This is a genomic window from Sphingomonas sandaracina (assembly GCF_036663695.1).
Classification (GTDB): Bacteria; Pseudomonadota; Alphaproteobacteria; order Sphingomonadales; family Sphingomonadaceae; genus Sphingomonas.
This window is the reverse complement of the sequence record NZ_JAXOJK010000001.1, coordinates 155,335-175,589: the sequence shown is the minus strand read 5'-3', so window position 1 is coordinate 175,589 and position 20,255 is coordinate 155,335. Positions and strand designations below refer to the sequence as shown.

The following is a 20,255-nucleotide window of genomic DNA, read 5'->3' as shown; positions in this document are numbered from 1 at the left end:
TTCGTTCTGAGTTTGCCAAATCATGGCAGCGGAGATCGACACATGGCTGTTAAATTTGCAGGAACGATGAACGCGATCAATCGCGGACTCGATGCCACCAAGCCGGCAAAGGGTGCCGACATGGTGGAGGATTGGGAGTCCGCGCTCGCCGAGATCGACACGCCGGGCGCCAAGGGAATCTTGCGGGACCTCGCCGCACTCCGCAAGCAACTTGAAAAGGGTGAGCCCGACGCGGACCGGGTCCATGCGTTGCTGCATCGCCTGGGGACGGCAACGACAAAGATCGCCGACAAGGCGGAGAAGTCGCAGGACAAGCTGAAGACGCTTGGCGAGGCTCTTACCGAAGCAGGCGAAGACTCGCCGGACGAAGCCGAGGACGTCGAGGCTGCAGCAAGCCCGAAGCGCGCGCGCAAGAAGACCTGATCTTCGACCCGCCCGGTTTTCCCGGCGGGTTTAAGGCGATACGAAAAGCCACCCTCGGTCTGACCGAGCGTGGCTTTTTCTTGATCAGATACCCGAACAAAAGTGTCGCCTCGACCAGTAAGGCCGAAGCGACACCTATTCGTTCAGGCCAGCGTACGCACGTTAGGCTCACGATCCCAATAGCGCTTCTTCGCGGCCTCGACGAACGCACCAAGGGCAACGACGCCTTCGTCCGCTTCCACGCCGGCCTTGTCGAGCAACGGTTTGGCGGCGGCATTGTGACCGATCGCCTTCAGATGCCCGAACGCATCCATGACCCACTGCACGGCTGCGCCTTCCTTGACGAGCTTGGCGCAGGCTGCCTCGCTGAGGATCACCGCGCAGGCATCGACCGTCACGGACGGCTGGCCGAACAGCTGCGCATCGGCAGCAATCGACGACCCGTCCGACAACGGAACCTTGCCGACCTTGGGTGCGATCGTCATCGCCTGACCGCCAGCACTCTTGATCGCCGCCTTCAGCGTATTCAGTTCACTCGCATCGGTGCCATCGGCGATCAGGATGCCGACCGTACGGCCTCCCAGTGTGTGCTTCTCCAGCGGTCCGCGGATGATCCGCAGGGCTGGCGACACGTCCATGTCGAGGACGGGAGCGGCGGTCGGCGATGCTTCCGGCAAGTCCATGGCCAAACCGGCGGCAACGCGCGTTGCCAGATCCTCGTCCACGTTGCGGAGGTTCGCCATCATCTGGATGCGGATGTGCTCGAGCGAGACTTTCGACAGTTCGAACACCAATGCAGACGCGATATGCGCCTGCTCGGCCGGATCCATGGAGCGGAAGAACATCCGTGCCTGGCTGTAATGATCCGCAAAGCTCTCCGGCCTGATCCGCAGCTTCTGGCCCTGCTCGTCCGACGGGAAGGTCTTGTAGCCCTTGTCCGGATCTTCACGGGCTCCAGCTTCCTCACCTGCCTTGGCCAGGCTGTTGGGCTCGTAATTCGCACGACCCTTCGGCACTGCCATTTGCATGTGGCCGTCGCGCTGCTGGTTCATGAACGGGCTGCCGGCCACGGACGCACGCCCCTTGGCTGCGTTGATCGGCAACTGGTGGAAATTGACCGAACCAAGGCGGGACAACTGCGTATCCGTGTAGCTGAACAGGCGCCCCTGAAGGAGGGGATCGTTCGAAAAGCCGATACCGGGAACGACGTGACTTGGCACGAACGCGGCCTGCTCCGTTTCCGCGAAGAAATTGTCGGGATACCGGTCGAGCACCATCCGCCCGACGATCTTCACTGGAAGGACTTCCTCCGGGATAATCTTGGTGGAATCCAGGACATCGTAAGGCTGGCTGTTCGCGAACTCCTCGTCAAACAACTGGAGACCCAGTTCCCACTCGGGGTAATCGCCACGGTCGATCCGCTCGAAGAGGTCGCGGCGCTGGAAGTCGGGATCGGCACCCGCGATCTTGACCGTCTCGTCCCAGATCGTCGACGCGAGGCCGGCCTTGGGCTTCCAGTGGAATTTGACGAAGGTCGACTTGCCTTCCTTGTTGATCAACCGGAAGGTGTGGACACCGAAGCCTTCCATATTGGCGAAGGTGCGCGGCAGCGTGCGGTCCGACATCGCCCACATGATCATGTGGGTGGATTCCGGCATCAAACTGATGAAGTCCCAGAACGTATCATGCGCGGTCGCCGCCTGCGGATAACCGCGATCCGATTCCATCTTGGCCGCGTGGATCAGGTCTGGGAACTTGATCGCGTCCTGGATGAAGAACACCGGAATGTTGTTGCCGACGAGATCCCAATTGCCTTCGCGCGTGTAGAACTTGACCGCAAAGCCGCGCACGTCGCGTGGCGTATCGATCGAACCGGCGCCGCCGGCAACGGTCGAAAACCGGGTGAAGACCTCGGTGCGCTGACCCTTCTTCTGGAAGAGATCGGCGACGGTGATGTCGGACAGGCTTTCGGTACATTCGAAATAGCCATGCGCCGCGCTGCCGCGTGCGTGGACGATACGCTCGGGGATACGCTCGTGATCGAAATGGTTGATTTTCTCGCGATAAGCCTCGTCTTCGAGCAGGACCGGACCGCGCGCGCCAACCTTGAGCTGGTTCTGGTTGTCGGAGATCGGCGTGCCGTGGTTGGTCGTCAGGACCGGGTGATCGGCGTCGGTGACCTGATGGGTCTCGCCGCCCGCGCCTGCGTTGAGATCTGAAAAGTCGGTCATGGGAATCCTCGTATCATTCTTGCAGGGAACGGTTCGGGAACGACAAAGGTTGCGAAGGATGACCGCGCGGGAGCGGTTAAGATTGCCCTCGACCCGATATACTTGCGGACGTAGCGGTCGAGTACCGGGGCCAATGGCGGCGGCTTACCGGCCCTTGGCGAAGGCTTCCACGACGTCGACATTCGCGCGGTGACAGGCCGCGAGGACGGCCGGGTCGCAGAGGCGATCGATCACGAGATAATCGATCGCGTCCAGACCGGCGATCCTGATCGGCGCGGGGCGATGAAGCTTCGAGCTGTCCGCCGCGAGGATCACCTTGCGGGACTGCGCGATAATCGTTTGCGACACGCGCACTTCGTCGACGTCGAAGTCGAGCAACGTTCCGTCACCATCGATCCCCGACGCACCGATGACCGCGAAATCGGTCTTGAACCCGCGGATGAAGTCCATCGCCAGCGTGCCGACTACCGCCCGATCCGCCGCGCGGACGCGCCCGCCCGCGGTCAGGATTTCGATCGACGGCGTGCCGCGCAGAATGTCGACCACGTTCAGATTGTTGGTGATCACTAACAGGTTGCGATGACCAGTCAGCGCCTGGGCGACGGCTTCGGTGGTCGTGCCTATCGTGATGAACAGGCTGGCACCGTCGGGTATCAACCGCGCGGCCGCTGCACCGATCGCCGTCTTGGCGGCCGATGCGAACGAGCGCCGGGCACCGTGATCAAGGTTGTCGACGCCCGACGTCGTCACCGCACCGCCGTGGACGCGCGACAACATCGCCACCTGCGACAGCTGGTTCAGGTCCTTGCGGATCGTCTGCGACGAAACCCCGAACTCCGCCGCCAGCGCTTCGACCGTGACGCTCCCGGTCTGGCGGGCCAGTTCGAGTATCCGCCGGTGGCGGATCACCGCATGGTCGAGCGGCGTCGAGGTCATGCCCGGATCGACGGACGGTCGTCGAGATAGCCGGCCAACCGCTCCGCCGTCCCCGCCGGAACGTGCAGCCCCAGCTTGCTCCGGCGATACAGGATGTCCTCGCTCGTCTGCGCCCATTCGCGAGCGATCAGATAATCGACTTCGCGCCGGGTCAGTCCGCCGCCGAAATCCTCGCCGAGCGCGCCGAGATCAGCCGCGTCGCCAAGCAGCGCCGCGACATCGGTGCCGTACGCGCGTGCCAGCCGTCGGAGCAGTTCGGGGGGCAGCGCAGGCCGCTCGGCCGTCAGCCGTCCGAGGAATCGGTCGAAGTCCCCGTCCGGCATATCGCCGCCCGGCAGTGCCACGCCGGCAGTCCACGCCGGACCGATATCAGGCATGACCTTCGTCAGTTCGGCCATCGCGTGCTCGGCGAGCTTGCGATAGGTCGTGATCTTGCCCCCGAAGATGCTCAGCATCGGCGCCCTGCCGTCGCCCGCATCAAGATCGAGCACGTAATCGCGCGTTACCGCCGACGCGTTGCCGGCATGATCGTCGTGCAGCGGGCGGATGCCGGCATAGCTCCAAGCGACATCGTCCGGCGTCAGCTTGCGCGTGAAATAGCGATTGACCGTAGCGACGAGATACTCGGTCTCCGCCTCGCTGATGACCGGGGTGCCGGGCGCACCGTCCCACGGCAGGTCGGTCGTGCCGATCAGCGTGAACTTGCCCTCATAAGGAACCGCAAAGACGATCCGGCGGTCCTCGTTCTGCAACATGAACGCGTGGGCCCCCTCGTAAAGCTGCGGCACGAGGATGTGGCTGCCCTTGACGAGGCGCACCTTGCTTTCGCTGCGGACGCCGTCTGCACGACCGATCACGTCGCTGACCCAGGGCCCGGCGGCATTCACCAGGACCTTTGCGCGGACGCTACGCTCGCCGCTCGCATCGACGATCGTCGCCGCCCATGCGTCGCCCTCGCGCTGCGCGGCGACGAGGCGGGTGCGCGTGCGGATATCCGCGCCACGATCTGCGGCGTCGCGCGCGTTCAGTACGACGAGGCGGCTGTCCTCGACCCAACAGTCCGAATAAACGAACGCCCTGCCCGTTCGTGCCGCGAGCCCCTCGCCAAACGCCGACTGGTCGAGAGCGATCGTCTCGGTCCCAGGCAGACGCTTTCGCCCGCCGAGATGGTCGTAGAGAAACAGCCCGAGGCGTACCATCCAAGCCGGCCGCGGAGATTGCGTCTGCGGCAGTACGAAGCGCAGCGGCCAGATGATGTGCGGTGCCATGCGCCACAGCCGCTCGCGTTCGATAAGCGACTCCCGCACCAGCCTGAATTCGCCATATTCAAGATAGCGCAGCCCCCCGTGGATCAGCTTGGTCGAGGCGGACGACGTGTGGCTGGCAAGATCGTCCTGCTCCACCAGCAAAACACGCAGCCCGCGCCCCGCCGCATCGCGGGCGATCCCAGCGCCATTGATCCCGCCGCCGACGATCAGCAGGTCGTAGTCCGGGGACGGGAATAGACTCACAGTTCAGCCTTCCGCTTTCGATTGCGCGCGGTTTACCGCAATTCGAAGGCAAACGAAAGTATTGACGGCCTTTTGAAACGGGCACAGATCAAATGGCCAGCGGAGAGGACGATATGGCCGGACAGCACATCCTTGCGATCGATCAGGGAACCACGTCGACGCGGAGCATCGTCTTCGATTCCCGTGCAAGGCGGGTGGCATCGGCGCAGGTAGAGTTCACGCAGCATTATCCGGCGCCTGGCTGGGTGGAACACGATCCCGAGGATATCTGGCGGGATATGATGGCGACCGCACGCGAGGCGATCGGCAAGAGCGGCGTCGGCGCCCGCGATATCGCCGCGATCGGCATCACCAACCAGCGCGAAACCACGATCGTATGGGATCGCGAGACGGGCGTGCCGATCCACCGCGCGATCGTGTGGCAGGATCGTCGGACGGCGCCCCGCTGCGCGGAATTGCGCGCGGCGGGCGCCGAGGCGGAGGTCAGCGAGCGCACCGGATTGCTGCTCGACCCGTATTTCTCGGGGACCAAGATTGCGTGGATCCTCGATCATGTCGCAGGGGCTCGCGAACGTGCGGAGCGAGGGCTGCTCGCATTCGGTACGGTCGACTGTTTCCTGCTATGGCGGCTGACGGGGGGCACCGTCCACGCGACCGACGTCACCAACGCGTCGCGCACCCTGTTGTGGAACATACGCGAAGACCGCTGGGACCCGGCGATGTGCGACCTGATCGGCGTTCCGATCGCCATGCTGCCCGCGGTTCACGACAATGCCCATGAATACGGGTTGACCGCGCCCGGTCTGTTCGATGCCCAGATCCCGGTTGCGGGCATCGCCGGCGATCAGCAAGCGGCCTTGTTCGGCCAGGCATGCTTCAAGCGCGGCATGACCAAGTCGACCTACGGGACCGGCTGTTTCATGCTGCTCAACACCGGGACGGACGCCATCCGGTCGAAACAGCGACTGCTGACGACGCCGGCCTATCGCCTGAACGGCAAGACGACCTATGCGCTCGAGGGATCAATCTTCGTTGCGGGTGCGGCGGTAAAGTGGCTGCGCGACGGAATCGGGGTCATCACCCATGCGCGCGATACCGACGACATGGCGACGCAGGTCCCCGACAACCACGGCGTCTACATGGTGCCGGCCTTCGTCGGACTAGGCGCGCCGCATTGGGACGCCGACGCGCGGGCGGCAATCTTCGGGCTTACGCTAGGTGCTACGCAGGCGCATCTCGCCCGCGCCGCTCTGGAGGCAGTCGGCTACCAGACGCTCGATCTGGTCGCGGCGATGATTGCGGACGGCGGTGGACGACCGGCCACGGTTCGTGTCGATGGCGGCATGGCGGCCAACGACTGGCTGTGCGGGTTTCTGGCTGACCTGCTCGAGGTGCCGATCGAACGCCCGGAGGATCTCGAGACGACCGCGCGCGGGGCGGCGTTTCATGCCGGGCTAGCTACAGGCGTGTGGTCCGGCCTGGACGAGCTTGAAGCGCTATGGTCGCGCGATCGCTGTTTTGAACCTTCGATGACTGATGACCGCCGGACGGTGCTGGTTGCCGGCTGGCACGACGCGCTGAAACGTACGCTGCGATCACCGCAGTAGGATTGCCTAGTGCTCGAGGCAGGAATGGCGCGCCCGAACACATGTAGAAATTATAGTCAGCGCGGTGGCGGCAACCGAACGTGAATGTCGGCCGCCGAGGGCACGAACGGCTTTACCGGCGTGGAGACGCGACGCCATCCGCGCTGGGCGATCACCAATGCCACGACCGCTCCGACGGCGACCATGCAGAGTTCCATCGTCCGGGTTGGGCGCGCACGGCCATCATCGGCGTGCCACAGTCCCTCCCATTCGTCGTCCGACCGGAGCTTGAGACTCCCGATATCGTGCCGCGTATCGTACCGAGCGTTGAAGTCGGTATGCCCTGTCATGTCTTGCTGACCTCGCAAAGTTTCAATCGTCCGCAATCATTGAGTCCAACGCGTATCGCCTGTCCGGCCAAGTGACCGATCTGTACCCGTGAGAATAGAACGCCAGCGATTGAGCGATAGCTGCCATGCCAACCGTTGCGGGGACGTACCCGCATTCTGGACAACCGCGCGGCAGCCACCGAAAGCGCTCGTACAGGTCAACGTCTAGCCAAACGTCGCGCAGTTGCGATCGGCCGTGTCCATGGTGTCGGGAGCGGAAGTCCAATGAGACGGCGTGCGACGGACTTCAGACACTCCTGTGCTCGCGTCAAATCGCGTTTCCTGCGATGTCGTATTTACCTCATTTGGTCCCCGTTCGCTAAAATGGCGGGAGCGATCGGATCGCCCCCGCCAAGTCGCTTACTTGCCGCGCAGGGTGTTGATCAGCGCGATCCCGAGAACGCCTGCCACGGCCGCGGCGGCGAACGGACGCTCCTTCGAGAACTGGCGAACATAGTCGACGAGCGGACGTACGTTCTCTTCGACTGCGTCCTTGGCCTGACCATAGGTCTTCTGGACCGTACCGCTCAACTGATCCGCGACGCCTTCGGACTGGAGCGACTTGTCGCCGGTCGCGTTGCCGAGACCTTCCTTGAGCTTGCCGCCAAGATCCGAACCCGTGCCGGCGAGTGTGTCGTTGTTCATGAGGTATCTCCTTGGTTGAAAATCAGTGCCACCACGGCGCGGGACATCAGGAGCCGGTACGAATTACCGGGTCCTGCTGGCGTTTGCCGAATGATTCAGTGTGCGAATGAATCGGATCCGAAACGTCCGAACCCACGTCCGTATCCCGATCGATCGATTTGCCACTTGGCTCACAAGGCGGACCCGTCGATCCAGCGAAGCAGCATAAGTCAGGAGGCCGCAAGTTGATGCAACGCGGCCAGCGACAGAGCGCCGGTGCCCGAGGTCAGGATAGCGGTGGGTCGGTAGGCGATCATGATACATTCCGTGTTGGGGAATAAGACGTTCGGGTTCGCTCGAACCCGCTGGCATCTTGCTGCTTCCTAAACTCACCGGAACGAAAAAATATTCAGGTATTTCTGTACTATGATCAGCGTTTTACGCACCAACCGGCGTTCGCGCGAAGTGACACTTCGCCGGTCGAATTAACCGACCGGCAAAGCGAACTATTCGTCCTCAGCCGTGCGAACGGGCGGCAGCCTTTTGGGCACGCGCCTGCTTGGCGTAATGATGGTGCGCGATCACGCAACCGGCGGCGGCACCCATCACGGCATGGCCCTTGCCGACGAAATGGCCGCCGACACCGCCGGCGGCCGCGCCACGGATGCATCCCTTGGCCAAGGCAGGCGACACCGACATCATCATCATCGGCAGAATAAGGAGAGCGGTGCGACGCATACTGAGTTCCTTCGTGTTGAAGCAGACCCACAAAATACCGTCGACGATCACCCGATGTTCCATGTGATCTTTGTCACACTTGCTGTCATCTTTCGCCGCCCCGTTCAGCGTTTTCGTCGGGCTGTCCGACGGAGGAGAATTCTGTATGCACTGCGCAGACCAAAGCGACGGAGCGGGCCCATGAACTTCGATGACGTAATCCTCGGTCGGCGAAGCATTCGCGGCTATCTGCCGGCCCCCGTCCCGCGGGCGGTCATCGAGGAGGTCCTGATGCTCGCGATGCGCGCCCCGTCGTCGATGAACACGCAGCCCTATCATTTCTACGTCGTCGGCGGCGACGCACTCGATGCGATCCGGACGGGCAACACGCAGCGCATGGCGGCCGGCGTCCCGCAATCGCGCGAGTTTCGCACCGGCGAGGCTTTTGCGGGCGCGCACCGCGAGCGTCAGATCGGCGTCGCCAAACAGCTGTTCTCGGCAATGGGCATCGCTCGCGACGACAAGGACGCCCGGCAGGATTGGGTCATGCGCGGCTTTCGCCAGTTCGATGCTCCCGTCTGCATCATAATCACCTATGACCGCGACGTCGCCGGTAGCGACGATACCGCGTTCGACTGCGGCGCGGTGGCCACCGCACTCGTCAACGCGGCATGGTCGCGCGGGCTAGGTACGGTCATCAACAGCCAGGGGATCATGCAGTCGCCTGTCGTGCGCGAACACGCCTGCATCCCCGACGATCAGGTCATCATGAAGAGCATCGCGCTGGGTTGGCCAGACGAGGACTTTCCCGCCAACGCGGTCGTGTCCGAGCGCCGTTCGGTCGACGAGGCCGCAGTGTTCGTCGGCTTCGTCGACTGACTGCATCGATCGGCTGACTCGGCCGACGTCCGGAAAAGAGCGAGCCCGGTCCGGACGTCATCGCCCTACCTACCAGCTGAGCCCGGCACGCGCGTAGAGGTAGCGTCCGTTAAAGCCGAACGGCGAGTAATAGGGAAAGCCGATCACCCCGGTCGTGTTGTTCGCCGGGATCGTCTGATCGGGATACACGTCGAACAGGTTGCTCACGCCCAGTCCGAGTTGCGCACCCCTGGTTGCCTGATAGCGGAGTTCGACATCGGTGATGACGTGCTTACCGCTGTGAACGTCCGCGGCTTGCGTGGTTCCCGGCTGGTTGACGTCGCCATAATAGGTGACGCGGGCGAGCGCACCCAGCCGGTCGAGCGACCAGTCGACCGATCCGGTGACCTTCACACCCGGCGTACCGTCCTCCAGCGTCAGGATGCGGCTGCGCGCGAACAGCGTCGGCGCGGGGTTCAGCGTCGAGGTCGAGGTCGGCACGCGCGTCACGTCGCTGTCGTTGACGTTGCCCGCGATCGTCAGGTCGAACGTGCCGGCGGCATCGGTCGGCATGCGGTAATGCGCGACCGCGTCGATACCCTTGGTGGTCGAGGCGAGACCGTTGACGAAGAACCGCGCCGCCGTCGCGCCCGACCCTGCGAGCAGGCTGGCGATCTGCGCGTTGACTGCGGCCGACTGGCTGGTCGACGTCGTGATGTTCTCCGACAGGCCGATCTGGTTGCGGATGCGGATCCGGTACGCATCGACGGTCAGGTCGAAGCGTCCGAACCGCAGCACCGTGCCGACCGAGAGGTTGGTCGACTTCTCCGGCTCGAGCGGCAGGCCGCCCAGCCGCGTCGCGACGGGACTGACCGACGGGAAGGTGCCCGTCTGGATCGGTACGCCGTCCTGAATGACGGTCGCGATTGAGGTGTAATATTGCTGCTGGAGTGCCGGTGCGCGGAAGCCGGTCGAGGCGGTACCGCGCAACGCGAACCACGGTGCAAAATCATAGCGTGCGGAAATCTTGCCGGTACCGGTCTTGCCGAAATCCGAATAGTCCTCGCCGCGCGCCGCCACGCCGACGAGCAGCTTGTCGGTCACCTGCGCCTCGAGATCGAGATAGACGCTGCCGTTGCGACGATGGCGGTCGACCACGTTCGCCGGGGAAAAGCCGCCGAACCCCTGGGCGCCTGGCGAGGCACCGGCGACTGCGCCGGTGGTCGGGTAGCCGTACGAGGCGAGCTCGCCGGCCTGTATCTCAAAGCCTTCGCGGCGTCCTTCCAGGCCGAACGCGACGTTCAGCCCCTGCAACACGTCGAGCTTGCGGCTGACGTCGAGCCCGGCGACGAGCTGGTCGTAGATCAGCGCGCCATCGGAAAAGTCCTTTGGCGTCGCCGCGCCATACGCATAATTGGCCGAACTGAGCGTACGGAAGCCGATCTTGTTGCGTCCATAGCTGACGTTCAGGTCGACGTTCCAGTCGGCGACCTCGCCCTTGAGGCCGACCGCTGAGTTGAGATCGCGCGACTTGGTATTGATCAGCGGCAGGAAACCGTCGGTGTAGCCGGCAAGCCGGGTGGTGGCGTTGTCGAGCCGCGGGAAGGCGGCGCTGCGCGTGTCGCGGTCCTGATAGCCGAGCCAGCCATAGAGCTTCCACGTGCCCGTCAGGGTCGTGCCGGCGTTGGCGAAGATGCTGTACTGCCCGACCTGGGGATCCCCAAACCTGCCGGTGACGCGGGTCGGCGTGACGCGCGGATCGAAATCGGCACGATTGGTCGCCTGCCGATTCAGATACTCGCCCGACACGGTCAGGAACCCGTCCTCGCCGAAGCCAATGCCCTGCCAGCCAGATACCGTCACGGCGTGCTCGCCAGTGGTGCTGCGGCTGCCGCGCGCGGTATCGATATCGGTGTTGTAGAAGCCGTAATTGACCGTCGCGCCGCCGCCGGACCGCGCCTCGCGCAGGCGCAGGTTGACGACGCCGGCGATCGCGTCCGAGCCATATTGCGCCGACGCGCCGTCGCGAAGCACTTCGATCCGGTCGAGCGCCACCGTCGGAATGGTATTCAGATCGACCGCAGCCGCCCCGCGCCCGACCGAGCCGCCGACATTCAGCAACGCCGCCGTATGGCCGCGCACGCCGTTGACCAGCACCAATGTCTGGTCGGGCGGAAGACCGCGCAGCGTCGCGGGACGGATCGCGTCGGTGCCATCGACCGCGGACGGCCGCGGAAAGTCGATCGACGGCGCGATCGCCGACAGCGCCGCACCGAGTTCGGTCGTCCCCTGCCGCTGGAGTGCCGCCGAACTCAGCACGTCGACCGGCGACGCACTGTCGAGCCTCGATCGGCCGACGGCGCGTGTTCCGGTAACGATGATGTCGTCCTGCGTATCGGGCAACGCGCCCGCGCCCGCGTCTGCGCTGGCGACGGCCGGCGCATCTTGCGCGAATACGGGGTACGCGCTGGCCAGGGCGAAGACCGAGGCGGTAAGCGCCAGCGCGGTACGATAAACGGTCATGGATTGGTCCCTTTTGAGTGATCGTTCTGCGACGATCTCGCTGCATTTCGATACGTATGGACGTACTCGACGATCTCGATAGGCGTTGAACGTGCCTGCGATAATTGAAAAGATCGCCTGACCGAGTGCACGCGTCGCAACATCCCGTCCGCGATACTGCCGCACAGGTCGCACGTCCGCGGCTACTGCGCTCGTTTAACGGGATGACGACAGCCGACCGGGGCCATCGCACGCCCGACCGTATCCTGAAGCGTTTCGTCGCAACTGTATAATATATGTAATCGTATCGACACCGCTGTGTCGCGGACCCCGCCTAGTGGCCGCCCCTCAATCCGCATTTGAGCGGTGACAAGGGGATCTGCAATGTTCGAGTTCCGCGGCGTGTGTCGCGCTTCGCTATACCTGTCTTCGGCCGCGATTGGGCTGATGGCCTGTGCAACGCCGTCGGTTGGACAGGCCGCGCCGGTGCCAGCGAATGGTGCGGCCGTTGCAGATGGCACACCCGCAGCCGCACCCGCCGCCAGCGAGGTGACCCAAGACACGCCCCGTAACGATAACGCCGACGGCACGATCATGGTGACCGCCAGCCGCACGACGCGGTCTTCGGTCGCGCTGTCGGGCGTCGAAATGCAGAAGACCATGCCGGGCGTGAACCCCGTCAAGGCGATCCAGACGCTGCCCGGTGTCCAGTTCGAAACCGCCGATCCGTGGGGCAACAACGAACAGAACATCTCGCTCGTCGTCCACGGGTTCAACCAGAACCAGCTCGGCTTCACGCTCGACGGCGTGCCCTTGGGCGATCAATCCTACGGCAATTTCAACGGTCTCTCGCCACAACGCGCGGTGATCAGCGAGAATGTCGGCCAAGTCCGCCTGTCGTCGGGTGCCGCCGATCTCGGCACCGCATCGGCGAGCAATCTGGGCGGCGCGATCGAGACGTTCACGAGCGATCCCGCACGGGATTTGGGTCTCCGCTTCGCACAGACGCTGGGCAGCTACGATGCGCAACGCAGCTATCTGCGGATCGACAGCGGCGAGTTCGAAGGCCTTGGCGGCACCAACAGCGGCTATCTGTCCGCGGTCCGCCAGAAGGCACGCGCGTGGGAGTTCGACGCGAAGCAGGGCGGCTATCAGGTCAATGCGAAGGTCGTCCACAAGGACAGTCACGTCACGCTGACCGGCTATCTCGCCTATTCCAACAAGCAGGAGCCGAACCAGGATTCGGTCGCGCACAATGCCGGCGGGATCGAACCCTATTATCGCGGCCTGCTGTATCCGAACTTCGCCGCAGCGCTCGCCTATCTGGATGCCGACGGCAACGTGCCCGCCAACGCGCCGGCCAATTACCTGAACTATTACGGCGACGCGCAGCGCAAGGACTATCTCGGCTATCTGAAGCTCGACTATCGCTTCTCGGATGCCGTGACGTTTTCGAACCAGGCGTATTACCATCATGACGACGGCGAGGGGCAGATCGCCGGGCCGATCACGGTAGCCGGCCTGCCCGCGCTGTTTCGCATCTACTATCCCGGCCAGAACCTGAAGCAGGTGTTCGGCGATTCGGGCTATGCACTGCGGACGACCGAATACACCGTCGACCGCGAGGGCCTGTTGTCGCGGCTCGCGATCGACGTCGGCAACCACGAGATCGAACTGGGCGGATGGTACGAGCACAACGCGAACACCGTCCGCCGCCGCTGGTACGCCTTTCCGAACGACAATCCCTCGACGCCCTATGTCCGCGCCGATCCGGCGCTGCGCCGCCTGACCCAATATGGCAGCGACGTGGATGTCGATATCGTCCAGTTCCATCTGCAGGACCGCTGGCACGTCACGCCCGCCGTCACGCTGGAGGCCGGCTTCAAGTCGAGTTTGCAGTTCGCCAATGGCGCGGTACCCGTTCAGCCACTGCCGGGCGCGTTGTCGGGCGCCTCGACCGGCCTGCCCGAAGGCAAGATCAGCACTAAGAAATGGTTCCTGCCGGCGATCGGCGGTACCTGGGACGTGACCTCGTCGGAGCAGCTGTTCGCCAACGCGCAGAAGAATGTCCGCCAGTTCCAGACCTCGGTTGCAGCCGGGCTTTCCCCCTATAATCTCGGCAGCCAGCAGGCGTTCGACCAGTTGAAGGCCGGGACGTCGCCCGAAAGCTCGTGGACCTACGAAGCCGGCGTCCGGTCGCATCGACAGGTATCGCTGGGTCCGATCACCGGGATCGAAACGCAGCTGAACTATTACCACGTCGATTTCAGCAACCGCCTGTTGCAGATCAGCGCAACTCCGGTGATTTCGTCGGTCATCGGCGGCGTGTCGATCCTCCAGAATGTCGGTGGCGTCACGACCAACGGCGTCGATTTCGCGACGACGTTGCGGTTCGGACCGCATTTCTCGCTGTACGATGCGCTGTCGTACAACAGCTCGAAATATAACGACAATTACATCAGCGGCACGACGGTCGTGCCGACGTCGGGCAAGTACGTGCCGAACACCGCAAAATGGCTCAACAAGGTTGTGGCCAGCGCGAACGATGGCCCGTTCGACGTGCAGGTGATCGGCGACTTCGTCGGCCGCCGGTTCGCCACCTACACCAACGATCAGTCGGTATCGGGCCGCCTGCTGCTGAGCGCACAGGCCGGCTACGCGCTGCCACCGATCAGCGGCATAGGCCTCAAGACGCTGCGGCTTTCGGTCAACGTCTCCAACCTGACCAATCGCAAGGGCATCTACGAAGTCGTCGTCGGCGCGGCGAGCAAGACCTATAACAGCTACGCGACGCCCCCGCGGCAGGTGTTCTTCACGCTGTCCGGCGCTTTCTGACCGAATGTCGCGTTCGGCCCGAAGCCCTTGCTGCCCGCACGGCATCGGCTTCGGGCCAGGCGATCGGCGCCAGAATGGTACCGAATGATCATGGCGATCGGCTGCGCAGTGGGTTAGTTTTCCCCGATGACCAACCGGGGGGCCGTCACGCGAACAATCGCACTCGCGCCGCTTCTCGGGCTGGCGGCGCTCGCGCTCGCCGCGCTGACGGGCGGTCTTTCGGCGAGCTTCATCGATCCCGATGAGTCCTCGCATTACGTGAACACGCTGTTCATCGGCGACTGGCTGCGGGCTGGCCTGCCCTCGCCCATGACCTTCGCGCAGGGCTTTTACGCGCACTTTCCGAAGCTTTCGATCGGCCATTGGCCCCCCGGCTGGTACGCACTGATCGCGCCCCTCTTCGCTATCCTGCGCCCCTCCGCCTTCGGCGCGGCAATCCTCAGCGCGTTCATCGCCGGCCTTCCGGCATCGCTTGTGGGTTGGGGCCTGTTCCGGGCGGGCACACCGCGCCTGGCAATCGCCGCGGCATTCGCCGTGTTGCTGTTGCCGCTTGAGGCCGAAAGCGCGCGCTATTTTCTGCTCGATCAGCCGGTGACGCTGGTCGTCGGACTTGCCGCCATCGCCTGGCTGGCAGCGGCTGACCGCCCTTCTTGGTCACGCCTCGCACTGTTCTCCGCGCTCGCGGTGTTTTCGACGCTCGTGAAGGGTAACGGGCTGCTCGTCGCCCTTGTACCGGCGATCGATATCGTCCTGTCGTGGCGATGGCCGCTACTCCGCGATCGGAAGCTGTGGATCGCCGGCGCCATTACCGGTCTGCTGATCCTGCCTTGGTATCTGATCTCCTTCAAAATCTCAGCCGGCGGTTTCAATTATGCGCCAGGTCTGGCCTATGCCTGGGACTCGCTCGTCGCCAATCTCCGGGCGGTGCACGCCAATCTGGGTTGGAGCGGCATTTTCCTCGTTGTGATCGGCACGATCAAAGGCTGGCAGGATCCCCGCTCGGGGGCCGTCGTCAGACTATCCGTCTCCGTCATTCTCGCCACGTTGATCTTCCAGGCCGCGATCCCGGTCGCGTTGGTCGATCGCTACATCCTTCCGCTGCTGCCGTGGTGTGCAATCCTGGCTGCGTTGGGCGTTCAAGCCTTGTGGACGCTTGCGGCGGTCTATCGCGCGGCCGCTGTTGCTTGCACCGTCGCCACGCTCGCCATCCCCGCCGTGGCTCTGGCGCACCTCCCGGCCAAGCCGGACCTCGGCGCGCCAGCGATCGCGCGGACCATCATCGATACGCCGGGTATCTGGCTGGTCGACGGCCGGGCCGGCGGTGAAGGCGCGGTGATCGCCGCGGCCGCCTATGCTGATGGCGGACAGCGGCGGATCTGGGTCGCGCGCGCGTCGCAGTGGCTATCGACCAGCGACTTCATGGGCCGCGGATATGTCCTGACCGCGCGAACACCGAGCGAAGCCCGTGCCACGCTCGATCAACTCGGTATTCGCGGCGTCGTCATCGTCGGGGAACGGATGCGGTTTGCGTATCCGCACAGCGTCGTCCTGGCGAACGCGGTCCGGACGCCGGACTATAGCCAGCGCCAAACCAGCTTCCCTGTCGGCCTCGGAGCGACGTCAGTCGCGGTGCGCGCTGGGCCGATAACGCCGCGACCAGATCTCCTCGCGACCGGCAGCGGCTCGCACAACTTTTCGACGATGACCGGCGCGGACTGAAGCTAGCGCAGAAGGTAAGGGTATAGCCCGACATCGGGGCGCGCTTGTCGCCTCCACCGAGTTTCCGCACGTCCAACGATAAGGCGCAGGTAGCCTGTCACGAGACCACCGGTTGCCCACCACCCATAAATTCGCGCGTAAATCACCCTCCCCACCCGCGTTCAGTTTCAGTTTAGGTTTTGAGATCATTGGAGATATTCGACAGAGGATGTTACCCCGGCCGGGAAAGCCTAATCTAAGTCAGTAGTTTACCGCCCCGCCGTTGCGCGAACGTTCCGTGTCCCACAATCGCGATCTTCAGGAATTGTCATGGCTATGATGGACACCGCTCCCGCGGGAAAAACGCGCGAGACGACAGGCAGCGAACCCATCCCCGGCAGGACGCTGGACGCACTGAACTTCTTCCTCGCAGACGTCCGCGATGGGCTGGGGCCGTATCTTGCCATCTACCTGCTGGCCGTCCGGGGGCCGGCGCATGGCTGGAACGAAGCGACCGTCGGCGCGGTGCTAACGATCGCCGGGATCGTCGGGCTGATATCGCAGACCCCGGCGGGCAGCCTGATCGATCGCGCCAGGAACAAGCCGCAGATCGTCATGATCGCCGCGCTGCTCGTGACGCTCAGCAGCATCTCGCTGCCGATCGTGACGGGCTTCACGGTCGTGGCGCTGACCCAGTCGGTTGCGGCCGTCGCCGGTGCGGTATTCGCGCCGGCAATATCGGCGATCACGCTCGGACTGGTCGGGCCGAAGCTGTTCGCCAAACGCGTCGGGCGCAATGAGGCGTTCAATCATGCGGGCAACGCGGTCTCCGCGGCCTTGGCGGGCGTGTTGGCGTGGAAGTTCGGACCCGTCGTCGTGTTCTGGCTGATGGGCGGGCTGACCGTGGCGAGCATCGTCACCGCGTCCAGGATCAACAACGACGCGATCGACAACGCCGTCGCGCGCGGCCTGGACTGCGAACCGGAAAATGATTGTGAGGAGCCAAGCGGCTGGAAGGTGCTGATCGAGAACAAGCCGCTGATGATCTTCGCGGCAACCGCGTTCCTGTTCCATCTCGCCAATGCCGCGATGCTCACGTCGGTCAGCCAGCTTCTCTCACGCACGGTCGGCAAGGATCAGGCGACATCGCTCACCGCCGCGTGCATCGTCGCCGCGCAATTGGTGATGGTGCCGGTCGCGATCGTCGTCGGACGCAACACCGAGAAATGGGGGACCAAACCGCTGTTCCTCGTGGCGTTCGCGTTCCTGGCCGCGCGTGGTGCGCTGTACACCGTGTCCAATGATCCGTGGTGGCTGGTCGGCGTGCAGGCGCTCGACGGCATCGGCGCAGGTATCTTCGGCGCGCTGTTCCCGGTCGTGATCGCCGACCTGACCAAGGGCACCGGCCGCTTCAACGTCAGCCAGGGCGCGGTCGCAAGCGCGCAAGGGCTCGGCGCGGCGCTGTCGGCGTCACTGGCAGGCGCAATCATCGTAAGCGCCGGCTATACCGCCGGCTTCCTGACCTTGGCGGTCGTGGCCGGGCTTGGCCTGGGGCTGTATCTGGTTGCGATGCCGGAGACTAAAAACCGGGGTTGATGCGGACCGCGCGATCACCAGCAGTTCCGTACCTAACGGCATAGCGGGGTTATCTTACCGAGCGAACTGCGACCGTATTTTCCAAAGCGCATGGCGCTCGTTATGAAGCGGGCTCGCGAAAAGGACCGGCGCTACCGCCGCCGACTGCGCGATCGGGAATGAGCAATGGCAAACGAAGGTCCGACCGACTGGGACGCGGCGAAAGTCCGCAAGTGGCTGGATAGCCGGATCGCGGCATCACGCGCGGATCAGGTCGCGGCCGAGCGTGGTGGCTGGGGCCAGCAGGACGATTGCGACAAGGCGAGTGCCGAGGAGATGGTCTGCACCCTGATGCAGGCAAAGGATTCGGCGATCGACCAGAAGCGCTTCGCCGTCGATCTGAAGACGCTATTGGATCGCGACGAGTTCATCTGGCGCGGCGTGTATGACGACACCCGCTTCGACCGCCATGTCCGGTCCTACGTTCGCAAGCTCGCCAAGATGGCCAAAACGAATGTCGGCTTCGACCGAACGGCACGCTATCAGTAATGCTGAAACGGCATCGTTTAGAACAATCGCTTCAGCAAACCGACATTCGTCTTGCCCAATTCGACGACCGAATCTCCGCGACCGCTGATGATGGCCTTGGCCATGTAAAGCGTGAAGCCCCGCATCTGCTCCAACGTGATCTTGGGCGGCATCGACAATTCGTTACGCGCCGTCACCGCATCGAGCAGCGCCGGTCCCGGATGCGCCAGGACATCGCGAACGCCTGCCTCAACGTCGCCCGGATCCGTGATCCGCACGCCGTGCATGCCGATCGCCCGCGCCATCGCCGCAAAATCGGGATTGTCCAACGCGACGCCCGTTTCGATCAACCCCGCAGCCTTCATCTCCATCTCGACGAAACCAAGCGTGCCGTTGTTGAACACGATGATCTTCACTGGAAGCCCGAGCTGGCGAACGGTGAGCAACTCGCCCATCAGCATCGCCAGACCGCCATCGCCTGACAGCGTGACGACTTGCCGATCCGGGAAAGCGGCTTGCACGCCGATCGCCTGCGGCAACGCGTTGGCCATCGAGCCGTGGTTGAACGATCCGATCAGGCGCCGCCTTCCGTTCATCTTCAGGTAGCGCGCAGCCCAGATCGTCGGCGTGCCGACGTCGCAGGCAAACACCGCATCGTCGGCCGCATATTCGCTGACGACCCGTGCGACGTGTTGAGGATGGATCACCCCGCTGCCCGGAGTGCCCGAGGCGAGTTCGTCGAGTCCTTTACGGGCCTCGGCGTAATTGTCTCGCGCGGACTGCAGGAATGCGCCATCACGCGCGCCGGTCAGACGCGGGACCAACGCCGTCAGCGTCGCACCGACATCGCCGACCAGCCCGATATCGATCGCCGTCCTCCGTCCGAGATTTTCGGGAAGCAGGTCGATCTGCGCAACCTTGGCGTCGACCGGGTAGAATTGGCGATAGGGGAAATCCGTACCCAGCATCAGCAGGACATCGCAGCCCATCATCGCATCATACCCGCTCGAAAAGCCGATCAGCCCGGTCATGCCGACGTCGTACGGATTGTCGTATTCAATGAATTCCTTGCCGCCGAGTGCGTGGACGATCGGCGCCTGAAGCCGTTCGGCGACCTGCAGCAATTCGGCGTGCGCGGAACGACAACCGCGCCCAGCGAGGATCGTCACCTTCGAAGCACCATTCAGCAACGCCGCCAACGCACCGATATCGGCATCGGCAGGAACCGTCGCAGAGCGTGGTGGCAACAGAGCCCCCGCCGATCGGGCAAGCGTACCGGTGGTCGACCGCAACGCCACGTCGCCCGGCATCGCGACGACCGAAACGCCGCGATGACCGACGGCGGCGCGGATCGCGGTTTCCAGCGTCCGCGGCATCTGGTCGGCGTCGGAGATCGTCTCGCAATACACGCTGCATTCGCGGAAGAGCGCCTCGGGACGGGTTTCCTGAAAATAGTTCGACCCGATCTCGCCGCTCGGAATCTGTGCTGCGATCGCCAGCACCGGGACGCGCGTCCGGTTACAGTCGTACAGGCCGTTGATGAGATGTAGATTGCCGGGCCCGCATGACCCGGCGCAAACCGCGAGCCGGCCGGTCAGTTGCGCCTCCGCGCCCGCGGCGAACGCGGCAGCCTCCTCGTTGCGCATATGGACCCACTCGATCTTGCCCTGTCGCCGCAGGCTGTCCGTCAGTCCGTTCAGGCTGTCGCCCACGACCCCGTAGATGCGCTGGACCCCGGCCAGATGCAGCGTTTCGGCAAACAGGTCGGCAACGATGGTCTTCGGCATGCAACGCCTCCAGGCAATTCGGTAAACGCTGTCGGTCCAGCGACGGGTGAAGCGC

15 protein-coding genes are annotated in these 20,255 nt (G+C 64.0%); 7 read left to right on the top strand and 8 right to left on the bottom strand.

What is annotated here, in order from left to right:
* The first annotated feature begins 42 nt into the window (after nucleotides 1-42).
* Nucleotides 43-423, top strand: a complete 381-nt coding sequence (locus U1707_RS00685) for a hypothetical protein (RefSeq protein WP_332798242.1) — start codon at nucleotides 43-45, stop codon at nucleotides 421-423.
* Nucleotides 424-566: 143 nt separating this feature from the next.
* Here U1707_RS00685 and U1707_RS00680 read toward each other — a convergent pair whose 3' ends face one another.
* The 3 genes from U1707_RS00680 to U1707_RS00670 all read right to left on the bottom strand — a co-directional run bounded on the left by U1707_RS00680 (nucleotide 567) and on the right by U1707_RS00670 (nucleotide 5,101).
* On the bottom strand, nucleotides 567-2,654 hold the full coding sequence (locus U1707_RS00680; protein ID WP_332798241.1) for a catalase: 2,088 nt from the start codon (nucleotides 2,652-2,654) through the stop codon (nucleotides 567-569).
* 144 nt (nucleotides 2,655-2,798) lie between these two features.
* Entirely contained in the window at nucleotides 2,799-3,590 is a 792-nt protein-coding gene (locus tag U1707_RS00675; RefSeq protein ID WP_332798240.1) for a DeoR/GlpR family DNA-binding transcription regulator, read from the bottom strand.
* Nucleotides 3,587-5,101: a glycerol-3-phosphate dehydrogenase gene (locus U1707_RS00670; protein ID WP_332798239.1), complete on the bottom strand. Its 1,515-nt coding sequence runs from the start codon at nucleotides 5,099-5,101 to the stop codon at nucleotides 3,587-3,589. The genes U1707_RS00675 and U1707_RS00670 overlap by 4 nt, the downstream gene beginning before the upstream one ends.
* A 113-nt stretch (nucleotides 5,102-5,214) precedes the next feature.
* Between U1707_RS00670 and glpK the strand changes: the two genes are divergently transcribed.
* Entirely contained in the window at nucleotides 5,215-6,708 is a 1,494-nt protein-coding gene (gene glpK, locus U1707_RS00665) for a glycerol kinase GlpK (protein ID WP_332798238.1), read from the top strand.
* A gap of 56 nt (nucleotides 6,709-6,764) precedes the next feature.
* Here the strand turns inward: glpK and U1707_RS00660 are convergent, their stop codons facing one another.
* The 3 genes from U1707_RS00660 to U1707_RS00650 all read right to left on the bottom strand — a co-directional run bounded on the left by U1707_RS00660 (nucleotide 6,765) and on the right by U1707_RS00650 (nucleotide 8,489).
* The gene (locus U1707_RS00660) at nucleotides 6,765-7,037 is read right to left on the bottom strand and encodes a hypothetical protein (protein WP_332798237.1); all 273 of its coding nucleotides are present in this window, start codon (nucleotides 7,035-7,037) and stop codon (nucleotides 6,765-6,767) included.
* Nucleotides 7,038-7,436: 399 nt separating this feature from the next.
* On the bottom strand, nucleotides 7,437-7,721 hold the full coding sequence (locus U1707_RS00655; protein ID WP_332798236.1) for a CsbD family protein: 285 nt from the start codon (nucleotides 7,719-7,721) through the stop codon (nucleotides 7,437-7,439).
* A gap of 495 nt (nucleotides 7,722-8,216) precedes the next feature.
* On the bottom strand, nucleotides 8,217-8,489 hold the full coding sequence (locus U1707_RS00650) for a hypothetical protein (RefSeq protein WP_443025626.1): 273 nt from the start codon (nucleotides 8,487-8,489) through the stop codon (nucleotides 8,217-8,219).
* A 129-nt stretch (nucleotides 8,490-8,618) separates the two neighbouring features.
* Between U1707_RS00650 and U1707_RS00645 the strand changes: the two genes are divergently transcribed.
* The gene (locus U1707_RS00645; protein ID WP_332798235.1) at nucleotides 8,619-9,296 is read left to right on the top strand and encodes a nitroreductase; all 678 of its coding nucleotides are present in this window, start codon (nucleotides 8,619-8,621) and stop codon (nucleotides 9,294-9,296) included.
* 69 nt (nucleotides 9,297-9,365) lie between these two features.
* Here U1707_RS00645 and U1707_RS00640 read toward each other — a convergent pair whose 3' ends face one another.
* Nucleotides 9,366-11,798, bottom strand: a complete 2,433-nt coding sequence (locus U1707_RS00640; RefSeq protein ID WP_332798234.1) for a TonB-dependent receptor plug domain-containing protein — start codon at nucleotides 11,796-11,798, stop codon at nucleotides 9,366-9,368.
* Between the two features lie 363 nt (nucleotides 11,799-12,161).
* Between U1707_RS00640 and U1707_RS00635 the strand changes: the two genes are divergently transcribed.
* The 4 genes from U1707_RS00635 (at nucleotide 12,162) to U1707_RS00620 (ending at nucleotide 18,434) form a co-directional block, all read left to right on the top strand.
* On the top strand, nucleotides 12,162-14,612 hold the full coding sequence (locus U1707_RS00635; RefSeq protein WP_332798233.1) for a TonB-dependent receptor: 2,451 nt from the start codon (nucleotides 12,162-12,164) through the stop codon (nucleotides 14,610-14,612).
* A 126-nt stretch (nucleotides 14,613-14,738) separates the two neighbouring features.
* Complete coding sequence (locus U1707_RS00630) at nucleotides 14,739-16,331, top strand: ArnT family glycosyltransferase (RefSeq protein WP_332798232.1); 1,593 nt, start codon at nucleotides 14,739-14,741, stop codon at nucleotides 16,329-16,331.
* A gap of 309 nt (nucleotides 16,332-16,640) precedes the next feature.
* Complete coding sequence (locus U1707_RS00625) at nucleotides 16,641-17,906, top strand: MFS transporter (RefSeq protein WP_332798231.1); 1,266 nt, start codon at nucleotides 16,641-16,643, stop codon at nucleotides 17,904-17,906.
* A gap of 165 nt (nucleotides 17,907-18,071) precedes the next feature.
* Nucleotides 18,072-18,434 carry a hypothetical protein gene (locus U1707_RS00620; RefSeq protein WP_332798230.1) on the top strand — a complete coding sequence of 121 codons (363 nt, stop codon included), beginning with the start codon at nucleotides 18,072-18,074 and terminating at the stop codon, nucleotides 18,432-18,434.
* Nucleotides 18,435-18,451: 17 nt separating this feature from the next.
* Here U1707_RS00620 and poxB read toward each other — a convergent pair whose 3' ends face one another.
* Entirely contained in the window at nucleotides 18,452-20,200 is a 1,749-nt protein-coding gene (gene poxB / locus U1707_RS00615) for a ubiquinone-dependent pyruvate dehydrogenase (protein WP_332798229.1), read from the bottom strand.
* Between the last annotated feature and the right edge of the window lie 55 nt (nucleotides 20,201-20,255).

Excerpts from the sequence above, each read along its gene's own strand:
- U1707_RS00685 (WP_332798242.1), top strand. The coding sequence starts at position 43 with ATGGCTGTTAAATTTGCAGGAACGATGAACGCGATCAATCGCGGACTC.
- U1707_RS00680 (WP_332798241.1), bottom strand. The coding sequence starts at position 2,654 with ATGACCGACTTTTCAGATCTCAACGCAGGCGCGGGCGGCGAGACCCAT.
- U1707_RS00675 (WP_332798240.1), bottom strand. The coding sequence starts at position 3,590 with ATGACCTCGACGCCGCTCGACCATGCGGTGATCCGCCACCGGCGGATA.
- glpK (WP_332798238.1), top strand. The coding sequence starts at position 5,215 with ATGGCCGGACAGCACATCCTTGCGATCGATCAGGGAACCACGTCGACG.
- U1707_RS00660 (WP_332798237.1), bottom strand. The coding sequence starts at position 7,037 with ATGACAGGGCATACCGACTTCAACGCTCGGTACGATACGCGGCACGAT.
- U1707_RS00655 (WP_332798236.1), bottom strand. The coding sequence starts at position 7,721 with ATGAACAACGACACACTCGCCGGCACGGGTTCGGATCTTGGCGGCAAG.
- U1707_RS00645 (WP_332798235.1), top strand. The coding sequence starts at position 8,619 with ATGAACTTCGATGACGTAATCCTCGGTCGGCGAAGCATTCGCGGCTAT.
- U1707_RS00640 (WP_332798234.1), bottom strand. The coding sequence starts at position 11,798 with ATGACCGTTTATCGTACCGCGCTGGCGCTTACCGCCTCGGTCTTCGCC.
- U1707_RS00635 (WP_332798233.1), top strand. The coding sequence starts at position 12,162 with ATGTTCGAGTTCCGCGGCGTGTGTCGCGCTTCGCTATACCTGTCTTCG.
- U1707_RS00630 (WP_332798232.1), top strand. The coding sequence starts at position 14,739 with ATGACCAACCGGGGGGCCGTCACGCGAACAATCGCACTCGCGCCGCTT.
- U1707_RS00625 (WP_332798231.1), top strand. The coding sequence starts at position 16,641 with ATGGCTATGATGGACACCGCTCCCGCGGGAAAAACGCGCGAGACGACA.
- U1707_RS00620 (WP_332798230.1), top strand. The coding sequence starts at position 18,072 with ATGGCAAACGAAGGTCCGACCGACTGGGACGCGGCGAAAGTCCGCAAG.
- poxB (WP_332798229.1), bottom strand. The coding sequence starts at position 20,200 with ATGCCGAAGACCATCGTTGCCGACCTGTTTGCCGAAACGCTGCATCTG.